Genomic DNA, 22,204 nt, shown 5'->3' with positions numbered 1-22,204 from the left:
GTCATGCCTCCTGAATGTCAGCTGTTCGGCACCCTCGGGTGTCATCTGTGTGAAGTCGCCGAAGCCGAGCTGATGCCCTTCGTCGAGCATGGTCTGCTGGTTGAACTGGTGGACATTGCCGAAGACGAATCGTGGTTCGAAAAATACAGCTTGCGCATCCCGGTACTGCGGCGCGTTGACACTGGCGCGGAGCTGGATTGGCCGTTCAGTGGCGATGAAATCGCGGCGTTTTTACGATGATGAGCTTTACTACCGTTCTCCCGCTTGTCGCAGCAATACATCCTTGCGTTGGCGCTCGCTGACTTCTTCGGTTACTGTATGTCCATACAGCAATCGAGTCAGAGGGATGAACCGTGGTCAATGTCGAACAGTTGAAGAGCAGCGTTAACCGGATGTCGGTCGACGTGGTGCGCGAGGCCGTCCTCGAATTGCGCCTGGACGGGCTGGTCACGGAAGGCAAGACGCCGTTCAACAAGCTGCATTTCAACACCTGCTTTGCCGAAATCGAAGCCCTGTTTCAACGCGCCGGGTATCACAAGCAACTGGATGTGGTCGGTTATCAGGGCCTGCTGTATGCCTTGTACGATCCGGGTCGCTGGGAGGCGGTCGATGTGTTGCGCTGGCTGAAGGAGTTCACCGAAGCGGCGGCCCTCAAATCGATTCCGGCCTGATGAAACTGCGCTAGGTGGCTTTGCCTCACTGTTGGATAATGCCGGCCTGCATTGAGGATTTCTGTTTCGTATGACCAGCCCCGTATTTTCCGCTGCGCACAATCAGGCCAGCACCTTGTATTTGCCGCCCGGTCCCTGGCTGACGGTACTCGATTGCCTGTGCGAGCACTTCAGCGCTATCGGCCGCGAACAGTGGCTCGACCGGATTGCTCGCGGGCGGGTGCTGGATGCGCAGGGCCAGCCGATTGCGCTGGACTTGCCGTACAGGGAAGGTCTGCGCATTCACTACTTTCGCGAAGTGCCGGACGAGAAGCCGATCCCGGTGCTCGAGTCGATTCTCTACGCTGACGAACATCTGGTAGTGGCCGACAAACCTCATTTTCTGCCAGTCACCCCGGCCGGGGAATATGTCGAACAAACCCTGCTGCGCCGGCTGATCCGTCGGCTGGACAATCCGCATCTGGTGCCGCTGCACCGCATCGACCGGCACACGGCAGGTTTGGTGATCTTCTCGGCCAACCCGCAAACCCGCTCGGCCTATCAGTCGTTGTTCCCGACGCGGCAGATCGACAAGCGCTATGAAGCGATCGCCCCGGCGCTGCCCGAGCTGAATTTCCCTTTGGTGCACAAGAGCCGGTTGGTCGATGGCGAGCCGTTTTTCCGCATGCAAGAAGGGCCTGGCGCCAGCAATACCGAAACGGCGGTCGAGGTGCGTGAGAAAAATGGTGATCTGTGGCGCTATGGCCTGTATCCCGTGACGGGCAAGAAGCATCAGTTGCGGGTGCACATGACGTCGCTGGGAGCGAGTATTTGCAACGATCCGTTTTATCCGACTGTGTTGAAAGATGTCGAGGACGACTACGCCAATCCGTTGAAGCTGCTTGCGCAGGGCCTGCGCTTCATTGACCCGGTGACCGGGGAATTGCGGGAGTTCGAGAGTCGAATCACCTTGCAGTGGTAATGCTGAAACTGCTTTCCGAGCGCCCATGAAAAAGCCCGCATGACAATGCGGGCTTTTCTGTATCCGGTAACGACGCGGAGCCTTACAGCTCTTTAACGGTACGAACCTGATCCTTGTTGATGCGGGTCTCTTTGCCGTCCAGCTGCTGGAACTCGTAGAAGCCCGAATCATCATCGTATTTCGGGGTGTCGACGGCCTGGATTTCGCGACCGTCATTCAAGGTGATCACTGTCGGCGAGGAGCAACCGGCGAGGGTTGCCAGGCCCAGTGCGAGCATGAAAGTGGCGAGGGTCCGTTGAGTCATGAGTGTGTCTCCGAATGGGAAATCTTCTGGTTACTGAGCTTGAGACGTAAACAAGGCGTGAGAGTTCCTTGGATAGTGTCAGTCTGACACAGTGTTGTGCAGATGTAACAATTCGGGGGTGTTGAGGTTGGCCAGTCGCGGGTCGTTGTCAGGGCATTGCAATGCGACGGCGCCGAGACTGCGCATCACCCTGCCCGGGCTGCGCTCGCCTGCATTCCAGGCTGCTTCGAACGCTGGCAACAGCGCCACCGGAATCACGCACAACAGCGGTTCCCAGTGCTCGCCGTGGCGCAGCATTAAAGGTTTTTCACGTTGCAGATCGGCAGTGGTCAGCATGGCTTCCAGCAACGCCGTGTCGATTCGCGGCACATCGCATGGCAACACCAGCAAATGCGCATGGCGCGCCGCTTTCAGTCCAGCACGAATACCGGCCAGCGGCCCGGGGAAATCGCCTTCATCATCCATTACCAACTGATCGGCAAACCCGGCATAACGCTCGCGATTGCGGTTGCAAGAGATGATCAGGTCGTCGGTCAACGGCCGCACCTTGCGCTGCAGATGCGCGATCAAAGGCTCGCCCAGCCACTCGATGAGGCCCTTGTCCTGACCGCCCATGCGTTGACCGCGCCCACCGGCCAGAAGCAGGACGGAGCAGGGTGGCAACGGGTTGTTCGAGGGCATGACGACTCTCCAGAGGGGCGGCGGAAAAATGAGCCGCTGTGATATAACACCGGGCTGTTTCCCCTACAACTGGAAGAGCCTATGAAAGCCAAGGCTGATGTACCTTTCGTGCCGCTCAATATTGCGGTGCTGACTGTCAGCGACACCCGAACCCTGGAAACCGATACCTCCGGCCAGGTCTTCGTCGATCGCTTGATCGCGGCCGGTCACGCGCTGGCCGAGCGTGTTTTGCTTAAAGATGATCTCTACAAAATTCGCGCGCAAGTCGCCAATTGGATTGCCGACGATGTGGTCCAGGTTGTGCTGATCACCGGCGGCACTGGCTTTACCGGGCGTGACAGCACGCCGGAAGCGGTGGCTTGCCTGCTCGACAAACAGGTCGACGGATTCGGCGAACTGTTCCGCCAGATCTCCGTGGCCGATATCGGCACTTCGACCGTGCAGTCCCGGGCCTTGGCTGGTCTGGCCAACGGCACGCTGGTGTGCTGCCTGCCGGGTTCGACCAATGCAGTGCGCACCGGCTGGGACGGCATTCTCGCTGAGCAGCTGGACGCCCGTCATCGTCCGTGCAACTTCGTCACCCACCTGAAGCAGGCGGCGCCTTGTGAATCCCGTGGGTAAGCCGGGCAAGACCGGCAGTCTGCTGCCTGTCGAAACGGCGCTCGAGCGTTTGCTGGCCATGGCCGATGCGTCGCGCATTGTCGAGCGCGAATACTTGCCGCTGTCTCAAGTCGAAGGGCGGGTGCTGGCTGAAGATCTGATCTCGACGCTGGATCTGCCGCCGTGGCCGAACAGCGCCATGGACGGCTACGCCTTGAACCTGGCGGATTGGCAGGGCGAGCCGCTGCCGGTCAGCCAAAAAGTTTTTGCCGGGCAGTCTCCGCAGCCGTTGGAACCAGGCAGCTGCGCACGCATCTTTACCGGGGCACCGCTGCCGCCGGGCGCTGACTGTGTCGAGATGCAGGAAAATGCCGAAGTTCAGGCCGACGGCCGAGTGCGCTTTCTTGAGCCTTTGAAGGCCGGGCAGAACATTCGTCCGCAAGGGCAGGAAACCACGGTCGGCGAATTGGTACTGCAAGCTGGAACCCGGCTCGGACCGATTGAGCAAGGCCTGGCTGCTTCGCTTGGCTGTGCCGGGGTTAACGTCGTGCGCAAGCCGCGGGTGGCGGTTCTGTCCACTGGGGACGAGCTGGTTGAACCCGGTCAGGCATTGGGTCCGGGCCAGATCTACAACAGCAATCGCGTACTTCTGTGCAGCTGGTTGCAGCGTCTGGGCTGCGAAGTGATCGATGGCGGAATTCTTCTGGACGATCTGCCCGCGACGCGGGCGCGGCTGGGTGAGCTGCAAAATGTCGATCTGGTCCTCTCTACCGGCGGGGTCTCGGTCGGTGAAGCGGATTTCCTCGGCATTGCCTTGCGTGAAGAAGGCGAGCTGGACCTGTGGAAACTGGCGATCAAGCCCGGAAAACCATTGACGTTCGGTCATTTCCGCAACGTGCCGGTGATTGGCCTGCCCGGCAATCCCGCCTCTACGCTGGTGACGTTCGCCTTGCTGACGCGGCCTTATCTGTTGCGACGCCTGGGTGTGCAAGATGTCGAGCCGCTCAAGTTTGCAGTGCCAGCAGGCTTTGTCTGGCCGGTGGCCGGCAACCGTCGTGAATATCTGCGCGGGCGCTTGGAGCAGGGGCGGGCGATCATTTACCGCAACCAAAGTTCGGGTGTGCTGCGTAGCGCGGCGTGGGCCGACGGATTGGTGGAAGTCCGAGAAGGCCGCACGCTGAGCGAGGGTGATGAAGTGAGCTTCATTCCCCTCAGTGACCTTCTGGGGTAGACCATCTCGCCCATGCACGCGTCGGCTGATACGCACGGCGCGTGCAACGAATGATTCGGTCAGTTGCTGATCAATGTCACCAACTGGTCGAATCGGCTGTTGGCCACCCATCCCAGCAGTCCGAGGATGACAGCGGTGGCACCCGCCGAATACGCCAGACGGTGTTTGATCGTCCGGACATCATTGAGCACTTCGTCCATATCGCGGCGCATGTATTTGAAGTGAGTCTCCAGCTCGCTGACTCGGGGTTCCATATCAAACTCTCCAGGGGTCTTGGCGCTGTTACAGAAGTCTGGTTTCTTGCTGGCACGACTTTCGGCGAGAGCGGCGACCGGGCTCACCGGTGCCTTGGTTTCATGGTTGTGCATGGAAGTTCTCGCCGATCGTATCAACTGCACGCTTGCTGGTTTTGCCATTGCTCGATTCATGGAAATAAATCGGGGGGTATCCGTTCATTACCGGCACATCCTTGTGTTATTGGGTTGAAGGTTGATGCTGCTGGCACACGGTGACCCAATGGTCGGACGGGGTCAATTAAGCCGATTCCTCTTGTTTCGTAAGAAAAAATACCGCTGTGTAGGACGCCAGCAGTTGGACGAAGAATTAATTGCCAGCTCGGTGGCTTTTTTAAGGCGCACAGTGGTCAAGATGTTTCAATCGATTTCAATTCTTGGAGTGACGTTATGAGTGAACGCCGGGCACTGCTGATCTTGCATGGCAAACAGGCACTCAACGAGGATGTCCGCGCTGCCGTCGAAGCCAAGCGTGAGCAAGGCTGGGAGCTGGCTGTGCGAGTGACCTGGGAGGCCGGCGACGCCCAGCGTCTGGTCGAGGAAGCGTTGGCGGCCGGCTACAGCAAAATCATCGCCGGTGGCGGTGATGGCACGTTGCGCGATATTGCCGAGGCGCTGGCTCAGCATCCGCAAAAAGCCAGTCTTGTGTTGCTGCCGCTGGGAACCGCCAACGATTTCTCCCGCGCCGCCGGTATTTCCCTGGAGCCTGCCGAAGCCCTTGAGCTACTGGATGTTCAGCCCTCGGATATCGATCTGGGCGAAGTGGGCGGGCAGATTTTCCTGAACATGGCGACCGGCGGATTCGGCAGCCAGGTGACCGCCAATACTTCGGAAGATCTGAAGAAGGTCTTGGGCGGCGCCGCGTATCTGTTTACCGGCCTGACCCGGTTCAGCGAACTGCATGCCGCTTACGGCGAGTTGCAAGGCCCGGATTTCCATTGGCAGGGTGAGCTGCTGGCGCTGGGCATCGGTAACGGGCGGCAGGCGGGTGGCGGCCATGTGCTGTGCCCCGAGGCACAGGTCGATGATGGTTTGCTGGACATCAGTATCCTGCCGGCACCGCAAGAACTGGTCGGCACGCTGAAGAATCTGCTGAGCGAGGGCTTCGGCCTCGACAACATGTTCGTGCGGGCGCGATTGCCGTGGGTCGAGATCAAGGTCGCCGAAGGGCTGAGCATCAATCTCGACGGCGAGCCACTGGAAGGTGACAGTCTGCGTTTTGTTGCGAAACCCGCAGCGTTGCAGGTGCACTTGCCAAAGGACTCGCCGCTATTGAGTCAACTGACGCCAGTCAGTCATCAAGACTGATGATCTGCTCGCGCACGGCGAACAGCACCAGGCCCGCCACGTCATAGATCTGCAGGCGTTTCATGATCTGTGCGCGGTGGGTTTCCACGGTCTTGACGCTCAAGCCCAGGCCATTGGCGATTTCCCGGGTCGATTTGCCGCGCACGATCAGGCGAAGGATTTCCAGCTGGCGCGCGGTCAGATTGTGCGAATCGGCGATGTCCGGCTGGCTTTTCTGGTTGCGGGTCAGTGCCTGATTGATCACGGTGTGAGCGATGGCCGGGCTGAGATAGCGTTCGTTGTTGCGGAGGGCTTCCAGCGCGTGCTCGAGCTCGGTGGCCGTGGTGTCCTTGAGCAGGTAGCCATGGGCACCGGACTCCAGCGCCTGCATGATCAGCGCCGGGTCGGTGTGCATCGACAGAATCAGCACTTTGCTCTGCGGCCGCACACGCTTGAGGCGTTGCAGCGCTTCCAGGCCACCGGTTTCCCGCATCGAGATGTCCAGCAATACGATGTCGGGGCTCAGTTGCTCGACCATTTCGAGCAATTGCGAACCATCACTGGCTTCGCCGATTACCGCGTAACCGGGAATATCCAGAACCAGAGCACGCACGCCGGCTCTGATCAGCGAGTGGTCATCCACCAGAAGTAAGTTACAAGTCAACGCATAACCTTATTCGTACTGGCCCGTTCGAGCGCTCGCGGCGCCCACGGGAAAAGTGCTTCGATTCGAGTGCCTTTGCCCGGCTCGCTGATAACGCTCAATGTGCCGCCCAACTGTTCGATGCGCTCGGCCATTCCGGCCATGCCGCGTTGACCTTCTCTGGCCGGGTCGGCCGCCGGGGCAAAACCCAGGCCGTCATCACTGATCAATAGCGTCAGACCTTGCGGCAATCGCTGTACCCGAATCAACAGGTTTTTTGCCTGTGCGTGCCGGAGGATGTTGGTCACGGCTTCCTGGGCAATGCGAAACGCGGCGACGGCCATTTCCTCGGGGATGCCGTTGAGCCGCTGCTGGCAATCGAGACTCCAGTTGACCGGCGTGTTGGCCAGTGTCTTGAGCAAGTGCGCACGCAGGCTGGCTTCGAGGCCCAGACTGGTCAATTGACGTGGATTGAGAATCGCCGAGACGTCACGCACCTTGGTCAGGGTTTCATCCAGTGTGTCGCAGAGCACCTTGCATTGTTCCTGCAGATCCTCCGGCAGGCGGCGTTTGAGCCAGTCACTTTGCAGCTTGGCGGCAGTGAGCAACTGGCCGATATCGTCGTGCAATTCACGGCTGAGGCGATGACGCTCGTTTTCCTGGACTTGCAGAAGTCGATCAGCCAGCTCTTGTGGTTGAAACTTGATCGATTTGCGTGACAAGCGATATTGCACCCAGACGCACGCGGTGGCGGCGATGTCGAGCGCCAGCAATCCCAAAGGAAGGCGTGCGGAAACAACATACGCCAGCAGACTGCCCAAGGTCGCCAGAACACACAGAACAAGTGTGAAGCGCCGGGCGTTTTCCCGAGAAGGTGGCCATGTGATAAGTGACTTGAGACTGGCGTACATAACGGATGGAGCCAATGGATGTTCGCTGCGGGCAGACCGACCGGTGACTGGCGGATCTCTGTGTGGAAATACTGTCATTTATGTTATTGATTCAATCCGCATTCATTAAGCGATCATTGACTGGCAATAACATCGAAAAGGTAACACTGAAGTCAGTATGCCATTAACCGACAGGCAACTAACCGGCGGCATAATACCACTTAACATACCGTTGGTCGCGGTTGCTATATATGTCTATTCAGTCAGGAAATATCGGATCCTGGACGCAAGTTCCATATTGGAAAAAGCTGGAGTTGTTGTATTTGGGCCACTTCGATTTGCCTGGAAGTGTCGCTGGTTGCACACAGGGAAAACCCTGATGGCGGCACCTGGAAATTAACCGTTGGTCGGGCTGATTATTTGCCCCGGATTGTCGCTTTCAGGCACGAAGTATTCATTTACGACAATATCGCGACTTACCGGCTCAAGCCTGGCGCGCGGTAAAGGATGAAGAGAGCAAACGTTTGCTCACCCTCTTGGGCTCGAACGAGGTTTGGCCCATTTGTGCCGCGAAGGCCTCGAGCAGATCAGTCTGTTCGCTTTTATCCAGGGTCAGCTGCCCGGTCCTGGGATCGACCAGCTCGAGCTGCCACGCCATCAAGGTCAGGCAGTCACGTAACGCATCGAGGGCCTGCTCGTGCAGATCTACGTGATCCTGCTGCAAATTGAGCAGGCTGTAGATGTGCAGGGAAAACTCGGAGATCGCTTCCAGCGCCAGTGCTTCGGCCCGGCCGGCCAGCTTCAGCAGAGTGCCGAGCATGCAGTCGATGGCATCCTTGTCATTGCTGATCAGTTGCAGATGGCTCAGGCATTCTTCGGACTTGGCGAGAAGCGTTTCGGCCTCGACCAGAAATTCGGGGAAGCGTTGCGCCCAGTCTTTACGGTCGATTGGCATGTTCATCTCCACCACGTCGTGTTGGTTGACGGATGGCCGTGTGTGGCGACGATCGTGAATCGTCGGCAGATCGCGCCCGGCGGTGCAGGTGCACGGACCGAGGGGTTCCAGAGGGTGGGTTGCCACTGAATTGCGATCGCACACAATAGCCTGACTCCGTTCATGCAATGAGAATGGCGTCACAGTAATGGCTATTGGAAATGGCGAATATCAGGTTGGGCCTGATTGATCCTAGGGGAATCCCTTAGGCGCGGGAACCTAACGTGCAAACCGAGGTCGCGCCGCAATGAATCTAGCAGATGAAATCACGATTGCCAGTAAAGCATGATGTCAGTGTGACATCAATGGCCGTTTATGGCATTTTTAGCGGCGCGCTTTACAGCAATCAAGATTAGCTGAATGCAGCCGATAAACCCCCATAGTGAATTCATCAGAACAAGCCCAGGAGTCATTGATGGCCGGCATTCTCGACACGGTAGACCAACGCACGCAACTGGTGGGTGAGAATCGCCTGGAAATCCTCATGTTTCGCCTGGCCGGACGCCAGCTGTTCGCGATCAACGTGTTCAAGGTTCAGGAAGTGCTGCAACTGCCCAAGCTGACCCTGATGCCGCAGCGTCATCCCTTCGTCTGCGGCGTGGTCAATCTGCGTGGGCAGACATTGCCGGTGATCGACCTGTCGCAGGCAATCGGTATGCGCCCACTGGTGCCGGGCCCAAACAGCACGATCATCGTCACCGAATACAACCGTTCGGTGCAGGCCTTCCTCGTCGGCGGTGTCGACCGCATCGTCAACATGAACTGGGAAGCCATTCTGCCGCCGCCGACCAGTGCCGGCCGCCAGCATTATCTGACCGCGATCAGCAAGGTCGACGATCAACTGGTGGAGATCATCGACGTCGAGAAAGTCCTCGCTGAAATCGTCCCGTACAACGCCAAGGTCTCGCGCGAGAAACTCGACGATCCGGTACTCGAGCGCGCCCGTGGCCGCGAAGTGTTGCTGGTGGACGATTCCAACGTAGCGCTTTCGCAATTGCGCGATACCCTCGGCCAGCTCGGGGTGAAAATGCACATTGCCAGCGACGGTCTGAAAGCCTTGAACATGCTCAAGGCCTGGGCCGATAGCGGCGTGCACATGACCGATAAACTGCTGATGATTTTCACCGATGCGGAAATGCCGGAAATGGACGGCTATCGCCTGACCACGGAAATTCGCAACGACCCTCGCCTGCGTGGCTTGTACGTCGTGTTGCACACCTCGCTTTCCGGCAGTTTCAACGACTCGATGGTGAAGAAGGTCGGTTGCGACAACTTCCTTTCCAAATTCCAGCCGGACAAACTGGTCGACGTGGTGCGCCAGCGTCTGATGCTCGACGCCGTGCCGGCCTGAAACACGCACATTTTGCTTCCAGTGGGAGCGAGCCTGCTCGCGAAAGCGCAGGGTCTGACACATTGATGGTGAATGTGCCGGCCTCTTCGCGAGCAGGCTCGCTCCCACAGAAGTGTATTTACATTAATGACGGCTTTGATTCGGTATTGAAGCTCGTATAGGGTGGCGTTTTTCCTCCAAGGAAGCTGGCCATGCTGCGTCTGAGCGCGCTTTATCGTTACCCGTTGAAATCCGGCAAGGGCGAAATGCTGCAAAGCATTGAGCTGGACAAGCTCGGGCTGGTGGGCGACCGACGCTGGATGCTGGTGGACGAGGCCAGCGGGCGCTTTCTGACCCAGCGTGCCGAAGCGAAGATGAGTCAGCTGTCGGCGTTATGGAATGCCGGCGGCGGTCTGACTCTGAGCGCTCCCGAGCAGGGTTCTATCGAAGTCGCGCTGCCCGCGGCCGACGCCGAGCAGCGCGGTGTGACGATCTGGCGTGACACCCTGCGTGTGCCGGACGCCGGTGATCTAGCCGCGCGTTTTGTCAGCGACTTCCTCGGCAAGCCGACACGTCTGGTGCAAATGCCACTCGAGCGGGCGCGCACCACGCAGTCGGGTTTCGGCAAGGATGACGATCAAGTGGCGTTCGCCGACGGTTATCCGTTGCTGCTCATTGGCGAAGCCTCGCGGCTGGCACTCTCGGAAACGGTAGGGCGAGAGCTGGAGATGCTGCGCTTCCGTCCGAATCTGGTCATCGAAGGCAGCGCGCCTTACGCCGAGGACAACTGGAAGCGTATTCGCATTGGCGACATCGAATTTCGCGTGGTCAAGCCGTGCGCGCGTTGCATCATGACCACTGTCGACCCGCAAACCGGTGAGCGCAGTGCTGATCGTGAGCCGTTCGCGACGTTACAGAAACACCGCAGCACCGCCGATGGCGCGATGTTCGGGCAGAATCTGGTCAATGACGGTAACGGCCGCCTGGAAGTCGGCATGCCGGTGGAAATCCTCGAATAGGTTGTCGCTGAAACGAAAAATGCCCGGGTCTTTTGGACGCGGGCATTTTTTTGCGCAGTGAAACCGGCGGGATCAGCCGCGGTATTCGCACAGGTAAGCGGTATCAACGGCGACTTTCAGTTGGAACTTGCTGTTGGCCGGGACGTTGAACTGGCTGCCGGCGGCGAAGGTTTCCCAGTCGCTGCTGTCTGGCAGTTTTACGCTCAGCGCGCCGGAAACCACATGCATGATCTCGCGCTGGCTGGTGCCGAATTCGTATTCGCCCGGGGCCATGACGCCAATGGTCGCCGGACCTTCAGCGGTGCCAAAGGCGATCGACTTGACGGTGCCGTCGAAGTACTCGTTGACTTTAAACATGGGCGGATTCCTCGAAAAGGGCTTAAAAGGGGGCGGCCAGTATGCACAAGGCTTTTCGCGCCGTCACGCGTCTAGAGCGGCAGGACCAGCGGCAATAACCGTGCAGTATTGCGGGCATCTTCCAGCGCGCGATGTTGTTGGCCGTTGAACTGCATACCCGCCAGCTGCAACGCGGCGTTGAGGCCCAGCGGTCGTTCCAGGCGGCGGGCCTTGGCGAAGCGCTGTTTGAGGTTCATGTGCGGTACTTTGCTCAGGCCGCTGGCGATGTTCAGGCGCTGCCACTCCTGCAGCAACTGCTGGCGATCGTAACCGCCCCAGCTGGCCCAGCCTTCAAGGCGAGCCTGATGCTGCGCCAGCCAACGCTCAAAGGCCGGCCAGACTTCGCTCAGCGGTTGCGCCGAATCGATGTTGGCCTGAGTGATGTGCGTCAGCTCCCGACAGAACGACGTCAGCAATGGCCGGCGGGTCGGTTTGACGAAGCGCTGGAAGTGATCCTGCTCGCGCCCGGCGCGGTCGACCAGGGTCGCACCGATCTCGATAATTTCCATTTCCGTGACCGGCCAGCCACCCTCGTCTGTGGTGGCTTCCAGATCTATGACCAGCCAATGGGGCATCGCAGGGTTCCTGATTTCCGCGTTCTGATTTATCAGAGCGTAGTCAAACCCCGCGCTTGTGCCCGGGCGACTACTCGACCTGCAACAGAACCTGACGATTTTTTACCTGATCGCCGACCTTCACTTGCACCCGTTTGAGCACGCCATCGATGCCGGCCTTCAACGGATGCTCCATTTTCATTGCCTCCAGCACCACCAGCAATTGACCCTTGCTGACCGTACTGCCTTCGCTGACCAACACATCGACAATGGCACCGTCCATCGGGGCTTTGAGGGTGCCGGAGGCGACGCTGGTCTGACTGTCGATCGGCGCATGAGTTCGATCCTCCAGGCGCAGGCTGCCCGGATGGGTGAACAGCCATAGCTGACCATCGTGCAGACGGTAGGCATGACGCTGGCGCAGGCCGTCGATTTCCATGGTTACCGATTGCGCGGTGTGCTTGATGATTTTCAACTCCAGCGTGCGTTCGCCCAGCTGCACGACACATTCGCCGGATTTGCGCGCCAGCACCGACAGCGTCCAGTCCTGCTCGTCACTGCCGAGTCGATAGTGCAATGGCACGCTCGCGTTGTTGCGCCAGCCGTTCAGCGGGGCGCGATGGGGCAGGGCGCTGGCCTGATAGAACAACACCACAGCAATCGCCAGTTGCTCCGTCGTCGGCACATAAGTGTTGAGGCTGGCATGGCTGGAAAAATGGTGCTGGATGAAGGCGGTGCTGAAATCGCCGCTGATGAACTGCGGATGTTGCAACAGGCCCTCGAGCAAGCGTTGATTGCTTTGAACGCCAAGCAGCACGGTGTCCTGCAGCGCACGCAACAGCTTGCGCCGCGCCTCTTCGCGGGTTGCACCGTGGGCGATCAGTTTGCCGAGCATCGGATCGTAGAACGGGCTGACCGACTGACCTTCAAGCAGACCGTGATCGATCCGTGCACCGTGGCCCGACGCCGGTTGCCATGCGGCAATTCGGCCGGTTTGCGGGAGAAAATCCGCAGCGGGATCTTCAGCGTAGAGGCGCACTTCCATGGCGTGACCGTCGAGACGGATCTGCTCCTGCGTCAGCGGCAGCGGCTGACCCTCGGCAACCAGCAACTGCCACGCGACCAGATCGAGGCCGGTGATCGATTCCGTCACCGGATGCTCGACCTGCAGACGGGTGTTCATCTCCAGAAAGTAGAACTGGCCGCGCGCGTCGAGGAGGAACTCCACGGTGCCAGCGCCGACGTAATCCACCGCGCGCCCGGCCTTGAGCGCCGCTTCGCCCATGGCCTGGCGCAGCTCGGCGGTCATCACCGGGCACGGCGCTTCTTCGATGACTTTCTGATGGCGGCGCTGGATCGAGCAATCACGTTCGCCGAGATAGACCAGATGCCCGTGCTGGTCGCCGAACAGCTGTACTTCGACATGGCGTGGCTCGACCAACGCTTGCTCGAGAATCAACTCGTCACTGCCGAAACCGTTCATTGCTTCGGACCGCGCGGTACGCAGTTGCGCCGCCAGTTCGCTGGCCTCGTGCACCAGACGCATGCCGCGTCCGCCGCCACCGGCGCTGGCCTTGATCATCAGCGGATAACCGATCCGCGCGGCTTCGGCCAGCAGCGTCGCGTCGTCCTGCGCTGCTCCCTGGTAGCCGGCAATGCATGGCACGCCCGCGTCGAGCATGGCAATTTTCGACAGGCGTTTGCTGCCCATCAGTTCGATAGCTTTGACGCTGGGACCGATGAAAATCAGCCCGGCTTCGGCGCAGGCGCGGGCGAAATCGGCGTTTTCCGAGAGAAAACCGTAGCCCGGGTGAATCGCATCGGCACCGCTGCGTCGGGCGGCGTCGATGATCGCCGCAATGTTGAGGTAGGACTGCTGCACCGGCGCCGGGCCGATATGTACGGCTTGGTCGGCCATTTGCACGTGTAGCGCATCGGCGTCGGCGTCGCTGAACACGGCGACGGTGCGATAGCCCAGCGCCTGGGCCGTGCGCTGGATGCGGCAGGCGATTTCACCGCGGTTGGCGATCAGGATTTTGTGGAGGGTAGGCATGGTGGGGTTCCTGAAATGATAGCGGTGAATGGGATGGCCTCTTCGCGAGCAGGCTCGCTCCCACATTTGGAACGCATTTCAACCGCGAATTCGGGCGCTCCTGAGTTTTGGGCGGCGAAGGTGCGGGCCTCTTCGCGAGCAGGCTCGCTCCCACATTTGGAGCGCATTTCAACTGCGAACTCGGGGGCTCCTGAGTTTTGGGCGGCGAAGGTGCGGGCCTCTTCGCGAGCAGGCTCGCTCCCACATTTGGAATGCATTTCGACCTGTGGGAGCGAGCCTGCTCGCGAAGCTTTTAGCTGACCCACCGAGGGTTACGTTTCTGCATAAATGCCATGGTCCCCTCGATTCCCTCGTCTCCAGTCACCGCCGCGCTGAACCACTGCGCCGCCTCATCGAGCAATGCGCTCGACGGCTGTCCGGCACTCGCCAGCAACAATTTTTTCGTCATCGCATTCGCTTCCGGTGCGCAGCGCAGCACCTGTTGCAACACCTCATCCAGTCGCTCGGCCAACGCTTGCGCATCCTGTTCAACGAAATGCACCAGCCCCAATCGCTGCGCCTCGGCGCCATCGAAACGCGCCGCCGTCAGCGCGAGTCGGCGGGTTTCGGTCAAGCCGAGCCGTTGCACCACAAACGGTGCGATTTGCGCCGGGATCAGGCCAAGGCTGGTTTCCGGCAAGCCGAACTGCGCCTTGTGATCGCTGATCGCAATATCGCTGACGCAAGCCAGGCCGAAGCCGCCGCCGAGCACGGCGCCTTGCAGCACAGTGATCAGCACTTGCGGCGCATGTTGGGCTTGTTCCAGCAGCGCGCCAAACGCCCGGTTCAACTCACGGTAAGCGTCCGCGCCCTGAGCCCGGGCACTGGCCATGTCCTTGATGTCGCCACCGGCGCAGAAATGCCCCCCGGCACCGCTGAGCACCAAGGCCCGCACTGTGCGGTCATCACGCACCGCCGCCAGCACCGCGCGCAGTTCGGCGACCATTTGCAGGCTCATCGCGTTGCGGCTGTCCGGGCGGTTGAGGGTGATGTGCAGCACGCCACCATGCAGTTCCAGCAACAGCGTCTGGCAATCGGGCAGGCGGCTCATTTCTTTTTCCCCGGCAGGATGCCCATCAGTTTGCAGATGATCCCCAGCATGATTTCGTCGGCGCCGCCGCCAATCGATACCAGGCGCACATCGCGATAGGCGCGGGCCACCGGGTTGTCCCACATGAAGCCCATGCCGCCCCAATATTGCAGGCAGCTGTCGCTGACTTCACGGCCGAGGCGTCCGGCCTTGAGCTTGGCCATCGATGCCAGGCGCGTGACGTCCTGGCCTTTGATGTATTGCTCGGTGGCCTGATAGACCAGGGCGCGCAGGCATTCGATTTCGGTCTGCAATTCGGCGAGGCGGAAGTGGATCACCTGGTTATCGATCAGCGCGTTGCCGAAGGTCTTGCGCTCCTTGCAGTACTCGATGGTGCTGTCGATGCAATATTCCAGGCCCTTGATCATGTTCGCCGCGCCGAACAGACGTTCTTCCTGAAACTGCAGCATCTGCATCATGAACCCCGCGCCTTCATGGCCGATGCGGTTGCGCTGGGGCACGCGCACGTTGTCGAAGAACACCTGCGCGGTTTCCGAGCTGCGCATGCCGAGCTTGTCCAGGTGCGAACTGAGGCTGATTCCCGGGGTGTTCATCGGCACCATGATCAGCGACTTGTTGATGTGCGGCTTGTCGTCCGAAGTGTTGGCCAGCAGGCAGATGAAATCGGCGCTCGGCGAGTTGGTGATCCACATCTTGCTGCCGTTGATCACGTAGTCATCGCCGTCCTTGCGCGCCGTGGTTTTCAGCCCGGCGACATCGGAGCCGGCGCCGACTTCGGAAACGCCGATGCAACCGACCTGTTCGCCCGTGATGGCCGGGCGCAGGAATTCTTCGCGCAATTCATCGGAGCCGAAGCGGGCGAGGGCGGGTGTACACATATCGGTCTGCACGCCGATCGACATCGGAATCCCGCCGCAATGAATGGTGCCGAACTCTTCAGCGGCGACGATCGAATAGCTGTAATCAAGGCCCATGCCGCCGAATTTTTCCGGCTTGGAAATGCCCAGCAGGCCCAGCTCACCGGCCTTGCGGAAAATTTCGTGGATGGGAAAGCGTCCGGCCTTTTCCCACTCTTCGACGTGCGGGTTGATCTCGTGCGTGACGAACTGGCGGACGGTGCGGCGCAGGGCTTCGTGTTCCGGGGTGAAGATCATTGTTGTTGTTCTCCGTAGGATCCGTGGCGGTCAGAAGCGGCTGACGCCGAAGCTGTTGGGTTGCAGCGTGCGCATGTCGGCTTCGTGGCAAATATCCAGCAAGTAACCGAGCAGGGTGCGGGTGTCGCGCGGGTCGATCAGGCCGTCGTCCCACAGGTTGGCGCTGCCGTACAGTGCGGTGGACTGGCTGTCGAGTTTCTGCGCGGTCATCTGTTCGAGCATGTCGAGCATTTTCGGATCGGGCTCGATGCCGTCCTTAAGCTGTTTGGCTTCGGTAACGATGCGCAAGACCTTGCCGGCCTGTGCGCCGCCCATTACTGCCGTGCGGCTGTTGGGCCAGGCGAAGATGAAGCGCGGATCGAGCCCGCGCCCGCACATGGCGTAGTTGCCGGCGCCGTAGGAACCGCCGACGACAATGGTCAGTTTAGGCACCCGTGCGTTGGCCACCGCCTGGATCAGTTTCGAGCCGTGCTTGATCACGCCTTGCTGTTCCGATTCGGTGCCGACCATGAACCCCGTCGTGTTGTGGAAAAACAGCAGCGGCGTCTGGCTCTGGTCGCACAACTGGATGAACTGCGCCGCCTTGCTCGCACCTTGCGGGGTGATCGGGCCGTTGTTGCCAATGAAGCCGCAGGCGCGGCCCTGGATTTTCAGTTGGCCGCAAAGGGTTTGCTGATCGAACTCGCCTTTGAATTCGAGAAAGTCCGACTCGTCAGCAATCCGCGCGATGATTTCGCGCACGTCGTAGGGCTTTTTTGCATCGTCCGGGATCAACCCCAGCAGTTCGTCGATGGGGTAGAGCGGTTCTTTGAATTGCGGCTCCGGCAGCCACGGCAACTGCTCGTTCCATGGCAGCATGCGCATGATGTCGCGGACCTGGCGTATGCCGTCAGCGTCGTTTTCAGCGAGATATTCGGCAGTGCCAGCGACCTGCGCGTGCATTTCGGCGCCACCGAGTTCTTCATCGCTGGCCACTTCGCCGGTCGCCGCTTTGAGCAACGGTGGGCCAGCAAGAAACAGCTTGGCCTTGCCGCGCACCACCACCACGTAATCCGACAACCCTGGTTGATAGGCGCCGCCGGCCGTGGCCGAGCCGTGCACCACGGTGATCTGCGGCAAACCCATCGCTGACATGCGCGCCTGATTGGCGAAACTGCGCGCACCTTCGACAAAAATCTCCGCCGCGTAATTGAGGTTGGCACCGCCGCTTTCGGCGAGGGTGATCATCGGCAGTTTGTTTTCCCGCGCGATCTGTTGCAGGCGCAGGGATTTTTTCAGGCCGCTCGGCGAGATCGTGCCGCCCTTGATTGCGCTGTTGTTGGCGACCACCATCGCGCGGATGCCGCAGACATAACCGATGCCGGCAATCAGCCCGCCACCGGCCGAACTGCCGTCCTTGTCGTCGTGCAACTTGTAGCCGGCGAGGCTGGCCAGTTCGAGAAACGGCGCGCCGGGGTCGAGCAACAGGTTCAAGCGCTCGCGGGGCAACAGTTGCCCGCGTTTGCTGAATTTGTCTTTGGCTTCGGCGGCCTTGTTCAGCAGGTTCTGTTCGAGCTGCTGCACCTGCTCGATGGCGGCGAGCATGGCCGCGCGGTTGCGCGCGAACGCTTCGCTGTGCGGATCGAGTTGCGACTGAATCTGCGCCATGGCTTATTCCTTGTCCTTGAGCACGTCGGGACGCAACACTTCTGGTAAATACGCGCGGTGAAAACCGTTGAACGATTCGCTGTGGCTGGCCTTGTGCAGCGGCCAGGCACGACTGCCGAGGCTGGCGGCGCCGTCGATTTTCACTGTGGTGCCGCTGATGAATGCCGCCGCCGGGCTGAGCAGAAACACGATCGCCGCACTGACTTCCGATTCGGTGCCGATACGCTTGAGCGGCACATGCTCGCGCAGGGTCGGAATCACCGCTTTGAATGCGCCCTCGTAAGTGTCCATGCCGCTGGACGCAATCCAGCCCGGCGCCACGGCGTTGACCCGGACCCCGGCGTAACCCCACTCGAACGCGGCGGTCTTGGTGAAATTGTCCATGCCCGAACGCGCTGCCCCCGAGTGGCCCATGCCGGGCATGCCGCCCCACATGTCAGCGAGCATGTTGACGATGCTGCCGCCATGTTTGCTCATCGACTGGTTGAACACTTCGCGGGCCATCAGAAAGCCGCCGACCAGATTGGTCCGCAGCACGGTTTCAAAGCCCTTCTGATTGATTGAGGCCAAGGGCGACGGGTATTGGCCGCCGGCGTTGTTGACCAGGCCGTGGATCGGCCCGTGTTCGGCGATCAGCTCTTTGACCAGTTGCTTGACCGCTTCTTCATCGCGGATATCGCAGGCCTTCCAGTGCGCGCGGCCGCCGTCCTCGGCGATTTCGGCGGCGACTTTTTCGAGCTTTTCCGGCTTGCGCCCGACCAGCAGCACATTGGCGCCGAGGGCCGCCAGTTCATGGGCGGTGCAGCGACCGATGCCGCTGCCGCCACCGGTGACAATCAGGTTCTGGCCGCTGAACAGATCGGCGCGGAAAATCGACGCGTAAGCCATGCACACCATCCTCTAGTCGAGCTGTTCGGCGACGCTCTGCGGCACCGGGATCTGGATTTCCAATAGTTGCTGGGCGAAGGCTTTGCCTTGCGGGTCGATGCGCAGACTGGCGACACCGCCACCGCCGAGGGCGTTTTCCAAAAGAAAGTTGAGGCTGTGGGTGCCGGGCAGATACCAGCGTTCGACACGCCCGAGAACCGGATCGAGGACGTGACGCATCCAGTCGACCACCACCGAAGGGGTCAGCGCTTCGGCGATCCACGGCAGGTAATCGGGATGGCGCGGCATCACGCCGATATTGCTGTGGTTGCCCTTGTCGCCGGAGCGCGCCACCGCCAGTTTCACCAACGGCACACTGGCATCGGCGCGGCCCTGGGGTCTGGGCGGCTGATGGGCGAGTGGCAAATCTGCGCTGTCGAGGGCCACCGGGTCGGGCAGGGCGCACGGATGACGCTCGCCTGCGATGTCGACTTGCAGGGTGCAGGCGCTTTTATCGATGAGGAAAGAGAACAGACGGATGAGGGGGTATACGGTCGGACGACCGCCGACGATGCCGGTCAAGCCCGGCGCCATGCCGGTCGCGGCCTGGGCGATCTCTCTGGAAAACAGTACCAGTGCGCGTTTGTCGGGATGGCGCACGGCGATTTTGATCACCACTTCACGGCTGTCGCGGCGCTGGCCGTGGGGGCCGTAGGTGGCTTCGCTGCCGAGCAGTTCGACATGGGTTTCGCTGTACGGCGCCCAGCCGCGCAGGCTGAACATCTCGGCGGTCTTGTCGATGATTGCCTGACTGACCCGCCGTGCCTTGTCCACTGCGTCGATGCCGGCCATCAGGCAACTGGCGGTGCAGCGAAAACCGTCCGGGTACGTGGCGCTGACCTTGTATTTATCGGTAGGCGGCAGGCCTTTGGCACCGTGCACGTGCACGACGTTTTTGCCTTGTTGCTGGAGTTTGACCTGGCTGAAATCGCAGATCACGTCGGGTAACAGATAGGCCTGCGGATCGCCGATTTCGTAGAGCATCTGCTCGCCGACCGTCAATGGTGTGACCAGTCCGCCGGAGCCTTCGGGTTTGCTGACGAGGAACTGGCCATCGGCGCTGACCTCGACGATCGGAAAACCGATGTGCTCGTAATCCGGCACCTCGCGCCAGTCGGTGAAATTACCGCCGGTGCACTGCGCGCCGCATTCGATGATGTGCCCGGCCAGTGCGGCCTGGGCGAGTTTGTCGTAGTCATGCCACGACCAGCCGAATTCGTGAACCAACGCCGCACTGACCACGGCGCTGTCGACCACCCGGCCGGTGATGACAATGTCGGCACCCAGGCGCAAAGCTTCGACAATTCCCGGCGCGCCGAGGTAGGCGTTGGTCGACACGCACATACGCGGCAATGGGGCGCCGCTGAACATTTCGCGGATGTCGGCGGGGTTTTTGAGCTGTCCTTGCAAGTCGTCGCCGAGCAACACGGCAATCTTCAGCTGGACTCCAGCCTGATCGCAGGCCGCTTGCAGGGCCGCCGCGCAAGCCTGCGGATTGACCCCGCCGGCATTGCTGATCACGCGGATGTTCTGTTCGGCCAGTTGCGTCAGCAGCGGCGCCAGCACTTCAACGAAGTCGCCGGCGAACCCGGCCTGCGGGTCTTTCAGGCGCGCGCCGGCCATCAGCGACATGGTGATCTCGGCCAGATAATCGAACACCAGATAATCCAGGTTTCCGCCGGAGACAAGCTGGGCGGCAGCAGTGGAAGTGTCGCCCCAAAAAGCACTGGCGCAGCCGATTCGCACGGTGGTTGGCATTTTTATCTCCGACTCAGGGACCTGCGACAGAAGTGTCTGGAGGCTACCAAGCAAGCGCTTGGTTTGTAAACAGGCGAAACATTCTTCTGCCCAAGCGCTTGCTTGGTGCCCGCGCGCGGCTTAAATTGCGCGCAACCCTGCGGTTACAGGGGGCAACACACTGATCGACTGTAGGAGAGAACGGGTGGACGAGCAAAAAGCCCTGCGGGTCATGCGCGAACTGGTCGACCAAGGCCAGTTGACCGACCCGGACAGCGCCCGCGGCAAATTGCTGCAAGTGGCGGCTCACCTGTTTCGCAACAAAGGCTATGAGCGCACCACAGTGCGTGATCTGGCCAGTGCTGTGGGCATTCAGTCGGGCAGTATTTTTCATCACTTCAAAAGCAAGGATGAAATTCTCCGCGCGGTGATGGAGGAAACCATCCGCTACAACACCGCGTTGATGCGCGCAGCCTTGGCCGAGGCGAGCGATGTGCGCGAAAGGGTGCTGGCACTGATTCGTTGCGAGTTGCAGTCGATCATGGGCGGCAGTGGCGAGGCGATGGCCGTGCTCGTGTACGAATGGCGCTCATTGTCCGAGGACGGTCAGGCTAAAGTCCTCGCTTTGCGTGATGTTTATGAAGACATCTGGTTGCAGGTTCTGGGCGAGGCCAAGGACGCCGGCTTTATTCGCGGCGACGTTTTTATTACCCGACGTTTCCTTACCGGCGCACTGTCCTGGACCACCACCTGGTTCCGTGCCGGCGGCAGTTTGAGCCTCGATCAACTCGCCGATGAAGCGTTGATTCTGGTCCTCGAAGCGCGTTGAACGGTTGTCGGACCGGCCGGGAAACTGGCTAAGTCGGCGAAACCGCCTAGCTTGAATGCATTGATCGCTATTTTTTTCGGGGAGTGGGGTGTTTTGAAGTCTTCGCCAATTCGGACAGCCGCCGGGCTGCTGCTCGCTGCGCTGGCTGCGTTATGGGTATTGCCCGCTCAGTCAGCGCAATTGGTCCGGGTCGGCGCCGCGCATTTCCCGCCTTATACGATTCGCCCGGAAAACGGCGCCGATACCGGCCTGTTGCCGCAATTGGTCGAGGCACTGAACCGCTCGCAGAGCGACTATCAGTTCGTCCTGGTGCCGACGTCGATCCCGCGCCGCTTCGGTGATTTCAAGCAAGGCCGCATCGATATGGCGATCTTCGAGAACCCCGAGTGGGGCTGGAAGGACATTCCCCACGACGACGTCGACATGGGCCTGGAAGACGCCGAGATTTTTGTCGCGCAACGCGAAGACGGCCGCCAGCAAAACTACTTCTCGAGCCTGTCGGGCAAACGTCTGGCGCTGTTCAGCGGTTATCACTACGAATTCGCCGACTTCAACGCCGACCCGAAATATCTCGCGAAAAACTACAACGCGACGCTGACCTATTCCCACGACAGCAACCTGCTGATGGTCCTGCGCGGGCGCGCCGACATTGCCCTGGTCACCCGTTCCTATCTGTTCGATTACCTGCTGCGCAACGAGAAGGTCCGCGATGAGCTGTTGGCGTCGCAGCGTACCGATCAGATCTATCACCATTACGCGATTCTGCGGCCAAGCGCTCCTATCACCGGCGAAGCCTTCGGCAACCTGTTGCAGCGTTTGCGCGACAACGGCGAATTGCTGAGGATTTTCGAGCCCTACAGGATTGCCGTGATGCCGGCGCCTCATCACTGAAGCGCTAATTGCCTCTCGCGCT

Annotated in this window: 24 protein-coding genes; 10 read left to right on the top strand and 14 right to left on the bottom strand. The window is 60.3% G+C overall.

What is annotated here, in order from left to right; genetic code table 11:
• Positions 1-3 precede the first annotated feature (3 nt).
• The 3 genes from AB4O45_RS04760 to AB4O45_RS04750 all read left to right on the top strand — a co-directional run bounded on the left by AB4O45_RS04760 (position 4) and on the right by AB4O45_RS04750 (position 1,632).
• Positions 4-240 (top strand): glutaredoxin family protein, encoded by a 237-nt coding sequence (locus tag AB4O45_RS04760; RefSeq protein WP_016770838.1) that lies wholly within the window; start codon positions 4-6, stop codon positions 238-240.
• A gap of 113 nt (positions 241-353) precedes the next feature.
• Positions 354-671 (top strand): hypothetical protein, encoded by a 318-nt coding sequence (locus AB4O45_RS04755; protein WP_016770837.1) that lies wholly within the window; start codon positions 354-356, stop codon positions 669-671.
• A 70-nt stretch (positions 672-741) separates the two neighbouring features.
• Positions 742-1,632, top strand: a complete 891-nt coding sequence (locus tag AB4O45_RS04750) for a pseudouridine synthase (protein WP_305381223.1) — start codon at positions 742-744, stop codon at positions 1,630-1,632.
• Positions 1,633-1,714: 82 nt separating this feature from the next.
• On the opposite strand, the gene AB4O45_RS04745 is transcribed toward AB4O45_RS04750, so the two are convergent.
• Complete coding sequence (locus tag AB4O45_RS04745; RefSeq protein WP_016770600.1) at positions 1,715-1,936, bottom strand: YgdI/YgdR family lipoprotein; 222 nt, start codon at positions 1,934-1,936, stop codon at positions 1,715-1,717.
• A gap of 78 nt (positions 1,937-2,014) precedes the next feature.
• Positions 2,015-2,617 (bottom strand): molybdenum cofactor guanylyltransferase MobA, encoded by a 603-nt coding sequence (gene mobA / locus AB4O45_RS04740; RefSeq protein WP_041478442.1) that lies wholly within the window; start codon positions 2,615-2,617, stop codon positions 2,015-2,017.
• Between the two features lie 81 nt (positions 2,618-2,698).
• On the opposite strand from mobA, the gene moaB reads away from it, so the two are divergent.
• Together moaB and AB4O45_RS04730 are read left to right on the top strand one after the other, a co-directional pair.
• Positions 2,699-3,238, top strand: coding sequence for a molybdenum cofactor biosynthesis protein B (moaB, locus tag AB4O45_RS04735; protein ID WP_016770598.1), 540 nt, complete (start codon positions 2,699-2,701; stop codon positions 3,236-3,238).
• Positions 3,222-4,448, top strand: coding sequence for a molybdopterin molybdotransferase MoeA (locus AB4O45_RS04730; protein WP_305381221.1), 1,227 nt, complete (start codon positions 3,222-3,224; stop codon positions 4,446-4,448). Before moaB ends, AB4O45_RS04730 begins: the two co-directional genes overlap by 17 nt.
• Before the next feature lie 59 nt (positions 4,449-4,507).
• On the opposite strand, the gene AB4O45_RS04725 is transcribed toward AB4O45_RS04730, so the two are convergent.
• Positions 4,508-4,816: a hypothetical protein gene (locus AB4O45_RS04725; protein WP_172834003.1), complete on the bottom strand. Its 309-nt coding sequence runs from the start codon at positions 4,814-4,816 to the stop codon at positions 4,508-4,510.
• Between the two features lie 315 nt (positions 4,817-5,131).
• On the opposite strand from AB4O45_RS04725, the gene yegS reads away from it, so the two are divergent.
• Positions 5,132-6,049 (top strand): lipid kinase YegS, encoded by a 918-nt coding sequence (gene yegS, locus AB4O45_RS04720; protein ID WP_041478444.1) that lies wholly within the window; start codon positions 5,132-5,134, stop codon positions 6,047-6,049.
• On the opposite strand, the gene AB4O45_RS04715 is transcribed toward yegS, so the two are convergent.
• The 3 genes from AB4O45_RS04715 to AB4O45_RS04705 form a co-directional block, all read right to left on the bottom strand.
• Entirely contained in the window at positions 6,033-6,692 is a 660-nt protein-coding gene (locus AB4O45_RS04715; protein WP_041478445.1) for a response regulator, read from the bottom strand. The genes yegS and AB4O45_RS04715 overlap by 17 nt on opposite strands.
• The gene (locus tag AB4O45_RS04710; protein ID WP_024013690.1) at positions 6,689-7,582 is read right to left on the bottom strand and encodes a sensor histidine kinase; all 894 of its coding nucleotides are present in this window, start codon (positions 7,580-7,582) and stop codon (positions 6,689-6,691) included. Before AB4O45_RS04710 ends, AB4O45_RS04715 begins: the two co-directional genes overlap by 4 nt.
• Positions 7,583-8,045: 463 nt before the next feature.
• A complete protein-coding gene (locus AB4O45_RS04705) occupies positions 8,046-8,516 on the bottom strand; it encodes a hypothetical protein (RefSeq protein WP_150637816.1) in 471 nt (156 codons plus the stop codon).
• Positions 8,517-8,970: 454 nt separating this feature from the next.
• Here AB4O45_RS04705 and AB4O45_RS04700 point away from each other — a divergent pair, with 454 nt between their 5' ends.
• On the top strand, positions 8,971-9,906 hold the full coding sequence (locus AB4O45_RS04700) for a chemotaxis protein CheV (RefSeq protein WP_150637783.1): 936 nt from the start codon (positions 8,971-8,973) through the stop codon (positions 9,904-9,906).
• A 191-nt stretch (positions 9,907-10,097) separates the two neighbouring features.
• Complete coding sequence (locus tag AB4O45_RS04695; protein WP_150637785.1) at positions 10,098-10,904, top strand: MOSC domain-containing protein; 807 nt, start codon at positions 10,098-10,100, stop codon at positions 10,902-10,904.
• A 72-nt stretch (positions 10,905-10,976) separates the two neighbouring features.
• Here the strand turns inward: AB4O45_RS04695 and ppnP are convergent, their stop codons facing one another.
• The 8 genes from ppnP to AB4O45_RS04655 form a co-directional block, all read right to left on the bottom strand.
• On the bottom strand, positions 10,977-11,261 hold the full coding sequence (gene ppnP / locus AB4O45_RS04690) for a pyrimidine/purine nucleoside phosphorylase (protein ID WP_039759849.1): 285 nt from the start codon (positions 11,259-11,261) through the stop codon (positions 10,977-10,979).
• A 71-nt stretch (positions 11,262-11,332) separates the two neighbouring features.
• Entirely contained in the window at positions 11,333-11,875 is a 543-nt protein-coding gene (locus tag AB4O45_RS04685) for a 3'-5' exonuclease (RefSeq protein WP_460161132.1), read from the bottom strand.
• Positions 11,876-11,945: 70 nt separating this feature from the next.
• Positions 11,946-13,907: an acetyl/propionyl/methylcrotonyl-CoA carboxylase subunit alpha gene (locus AB4O45_RS04680; protein ID WP_460161131.1), complete on the bottom strand. Its 1,962-nt coding sequence runs from the start codon at positions 13,905-13,907 to the stop codon at positions 11,946-11,948.
• A 292-nt stretch (positions 13,908-14,199) separates the two neighbouring features.
• Positions 14,200-14,997: an enoyl-CoA hydratase/isomerase family protein gene (locus AB4O45_RS04675; RefSeq protein ID WP_150637791.1), complete on the bottom strand. Its 798-nt coding sequence runs from the start codon at positions 14,995-14,997 to the stop codon at positions 14,200-14,202.
• Positions 14,994-16,151, bottom strand: a complete 1,158-nt coding sequence (gene atuD, locus AB4O45_RS04670) for a citronellyl-CoA dehydrogenase (RefSeq protein ID WP_056788533.1) — start codon at positions 16,149-16,151, stop codon at positions 14,994-14,996. Before atuD ends, AB4O45_RS04675 begins: the two co-directional genes overlap by 4 nt.
• Before the next feature lie 30 nt (positions 16,152-16,181).
• On the bottom strand, positions 16,182-17,798 hold the full coding sequence (gene atuC, locus AB4O45_RS04665; protein ID WP_460161130.1) for a geranyl-CoA carboxylase subunit beta: 1,617 nt from the start codon (positions 17,796-17,798) through the stop codon (positions 16,182-16,184).
• Positions 17,799-17,801: 3 nt separating this feature from the next.
• On the bottom strand, positions 17,802-18,686 hold the full coding sequence (locus AB4O45_RS04660; RefSeq protein WP_122700113.1) for an SDR family oxidoreductase: 885 nt from the start codon (positions 18,684-18,686) through the stop codon (positions 17,802-17,804).
• Between the two features lie 12 nt (positions 18,687-18,698).
• Entirely contained in the window at positions 18,699-20,483 is a 1,785-nt protein-coding gene (locus AB4O45_RS04655; protein ID WP_460161129.1) for an acyclic terpene utilization AtuA family protein, read from the bottom strand.
• A 184-nt stretch (positions 20,484-20,667) separates the two neighbouring features.
• Between AB4O45_RS04655 and AB4O45_RS04650 the strand changes: the two genes are divergently transcribed.
• Both AB4O45_RS04650 and AB4O45_RS04645 read left to right on the top strand, forming a co-directional pair.
• On the top strand, positions 20,668-21,291 hold the full coding sequence (locus AB4O45_RS04650) for a TetR/AcrR family transcriptional regulator (protein WP_041478455.1): 624 nt from the start codon (positions 20,668-20,670) through the stop codon (positions 21,289-21,291).
• 93 nt (positions 21,292-21,384) lie between these two features.
• Positions 21,385-22,182, top strand: a complete 798-nt coding sequence (locus AB4O45_RS04645) for a substrate-binding periplasmic protein (RefSeq protein ID WP_041478456.1) — start codon at positions 21,385-21,387, stop codon at positions 22,180-22,182.
• Positions 22,183-22,204: the final 22 nt, after the last annotated feature.

It is taken from the genome of Pseudomonas sp. S2_B10, assembly GCF_054668425.1.
Note: the sequence above shows the minus strand (reverse complement) of the source record. Positions and strands in the feature narration are given on the sequence as shown.

Coding starts and splice junctions, on each gene's coding strand:
- AB4O45_RS04760 (WP_016770838.1), top strand. CDS start 4: ATGCCTCCTGAATGTCAGCTGTTCGGCACCCTCGGGTGTCATCTGTGT.
- AB4O45_RS04750 (WP_305381223.1), top strand. CDS start 742: ATGACCAGCCCCGTATTTTCCGCTGCGCACAATCAGGCCAGCACCTTG.
- AB4O45_RS04745 (WP_016770600.1), bottom strand. CDS start 1,936: ATGACTCAACGGACCCTCGCCACTTTCATGCTCGCACTGGGCCTGGCA.
- mobA (WP_041478442.1), bottom strand. CDS start 2,617: ATGCCCTCGAACAACCCGTTGCCACCCTGCTCCGTCCTGCTTCTGGCC.
- moaB (WP_016770598.1), top strand. CDS start 2,699: ATGAAAGCCAAGGCTGATGTACCTTTCGTGCCGCTCAATATTGCGGTG.
- AB4O45_RS04725 (WP_172834003.1), bottom strand. CDS start 4,816: ATGCACAACCATGAAACCAAGGCACCGGTGAGCCCGGTCGCCGCTCTC.
- yegS (WP_041478444.1), top strand. CDS start 5,132: ATGAGTGAACGCCGGGCACTGCTGATCTTGCATGGCAAACAGGCACTC.
- AB4O45_RS04710 (WP_024013690.1), bottom strand. CDS start 7,582: ATGTACGCCAGTCTCAAGTCACTTATCACATGGCCACCTTCTCGGGAA.
- AB4O45_RS04705 (WP_150637816.1), bottom strand. CDS start 8,516: ATGCCAATCGACCGTAAAGACTGGGCGCAACGCTTCCCCGAATTTCTG.
- AB4O45_RS04700 (WP_150637783.1), top strand. CDS start 8,971: ATGGCCGGCATTCTCGACACGGTAGACCAACGCACGCAACTGGTGGGT.
- AB4O45_RS04695 (WP_150637785.1), top strand. CDS start 10,098: ATGCTGCGTCTGAGCGCGCTTTATCGTTACCCGTTGAAATCCGGCAAG.
- ppnP (WP_039759849.1), bottom strand. CDS start 11,261: ATGTTTAAAGTCAACGAGTACTTCGACGGCACCGTCAAGTCGATCGCC.
- AB4O45_RS04685 (WP_460161132.1), bottom strand. CDS start 11,875: ATGCCCCATTGGCTGGTCATAGATCTGGAAGCCACCACAGACGAGGGT.
- AB4O45_RS04680 (WP_460161131.1), bottom strand. CDS start 13,907: ATGCCTACCCTCCACAAAATCCTGATCGCCAACCGCGGTGAAATCGCC.
- AB4O45_RS04675 (WP_150637791.1), bottom strand. CDS start 14,997: ATGAGCCGCCTGCCCGATTGCCAGACGCTGTTGCTGGAACTGCATGGT.
- atuD (WP_056788533.1), bottom strand. CDS start 16,151: ATGATCTTCACCCCGGAACACGAAGCCCTGCGCCGCACCGTCCGCCAG.
- atuC (WP_460161130.1), bottom strand. CDS start 17,798: ATGGCGCAGATTCAGTCGCAACTCGATCCGCACAGCGAAGCGTTCGCG.
- AB4O45_RS04660 (WP_122700113.1), bottom strand. CDS start 18,686: ATGGCTTACGCGTCGATTTTCCGCGCCGATCTGTTCAGCGGCCAGAAC.
- AB4O45_RS04655 (WP_460161129.1), bottom strand. CDS start 20,483: ATGCCAACCACCGTGCGAATCGGCTGCGCCAGTGCTTTTTGGGGCGAC.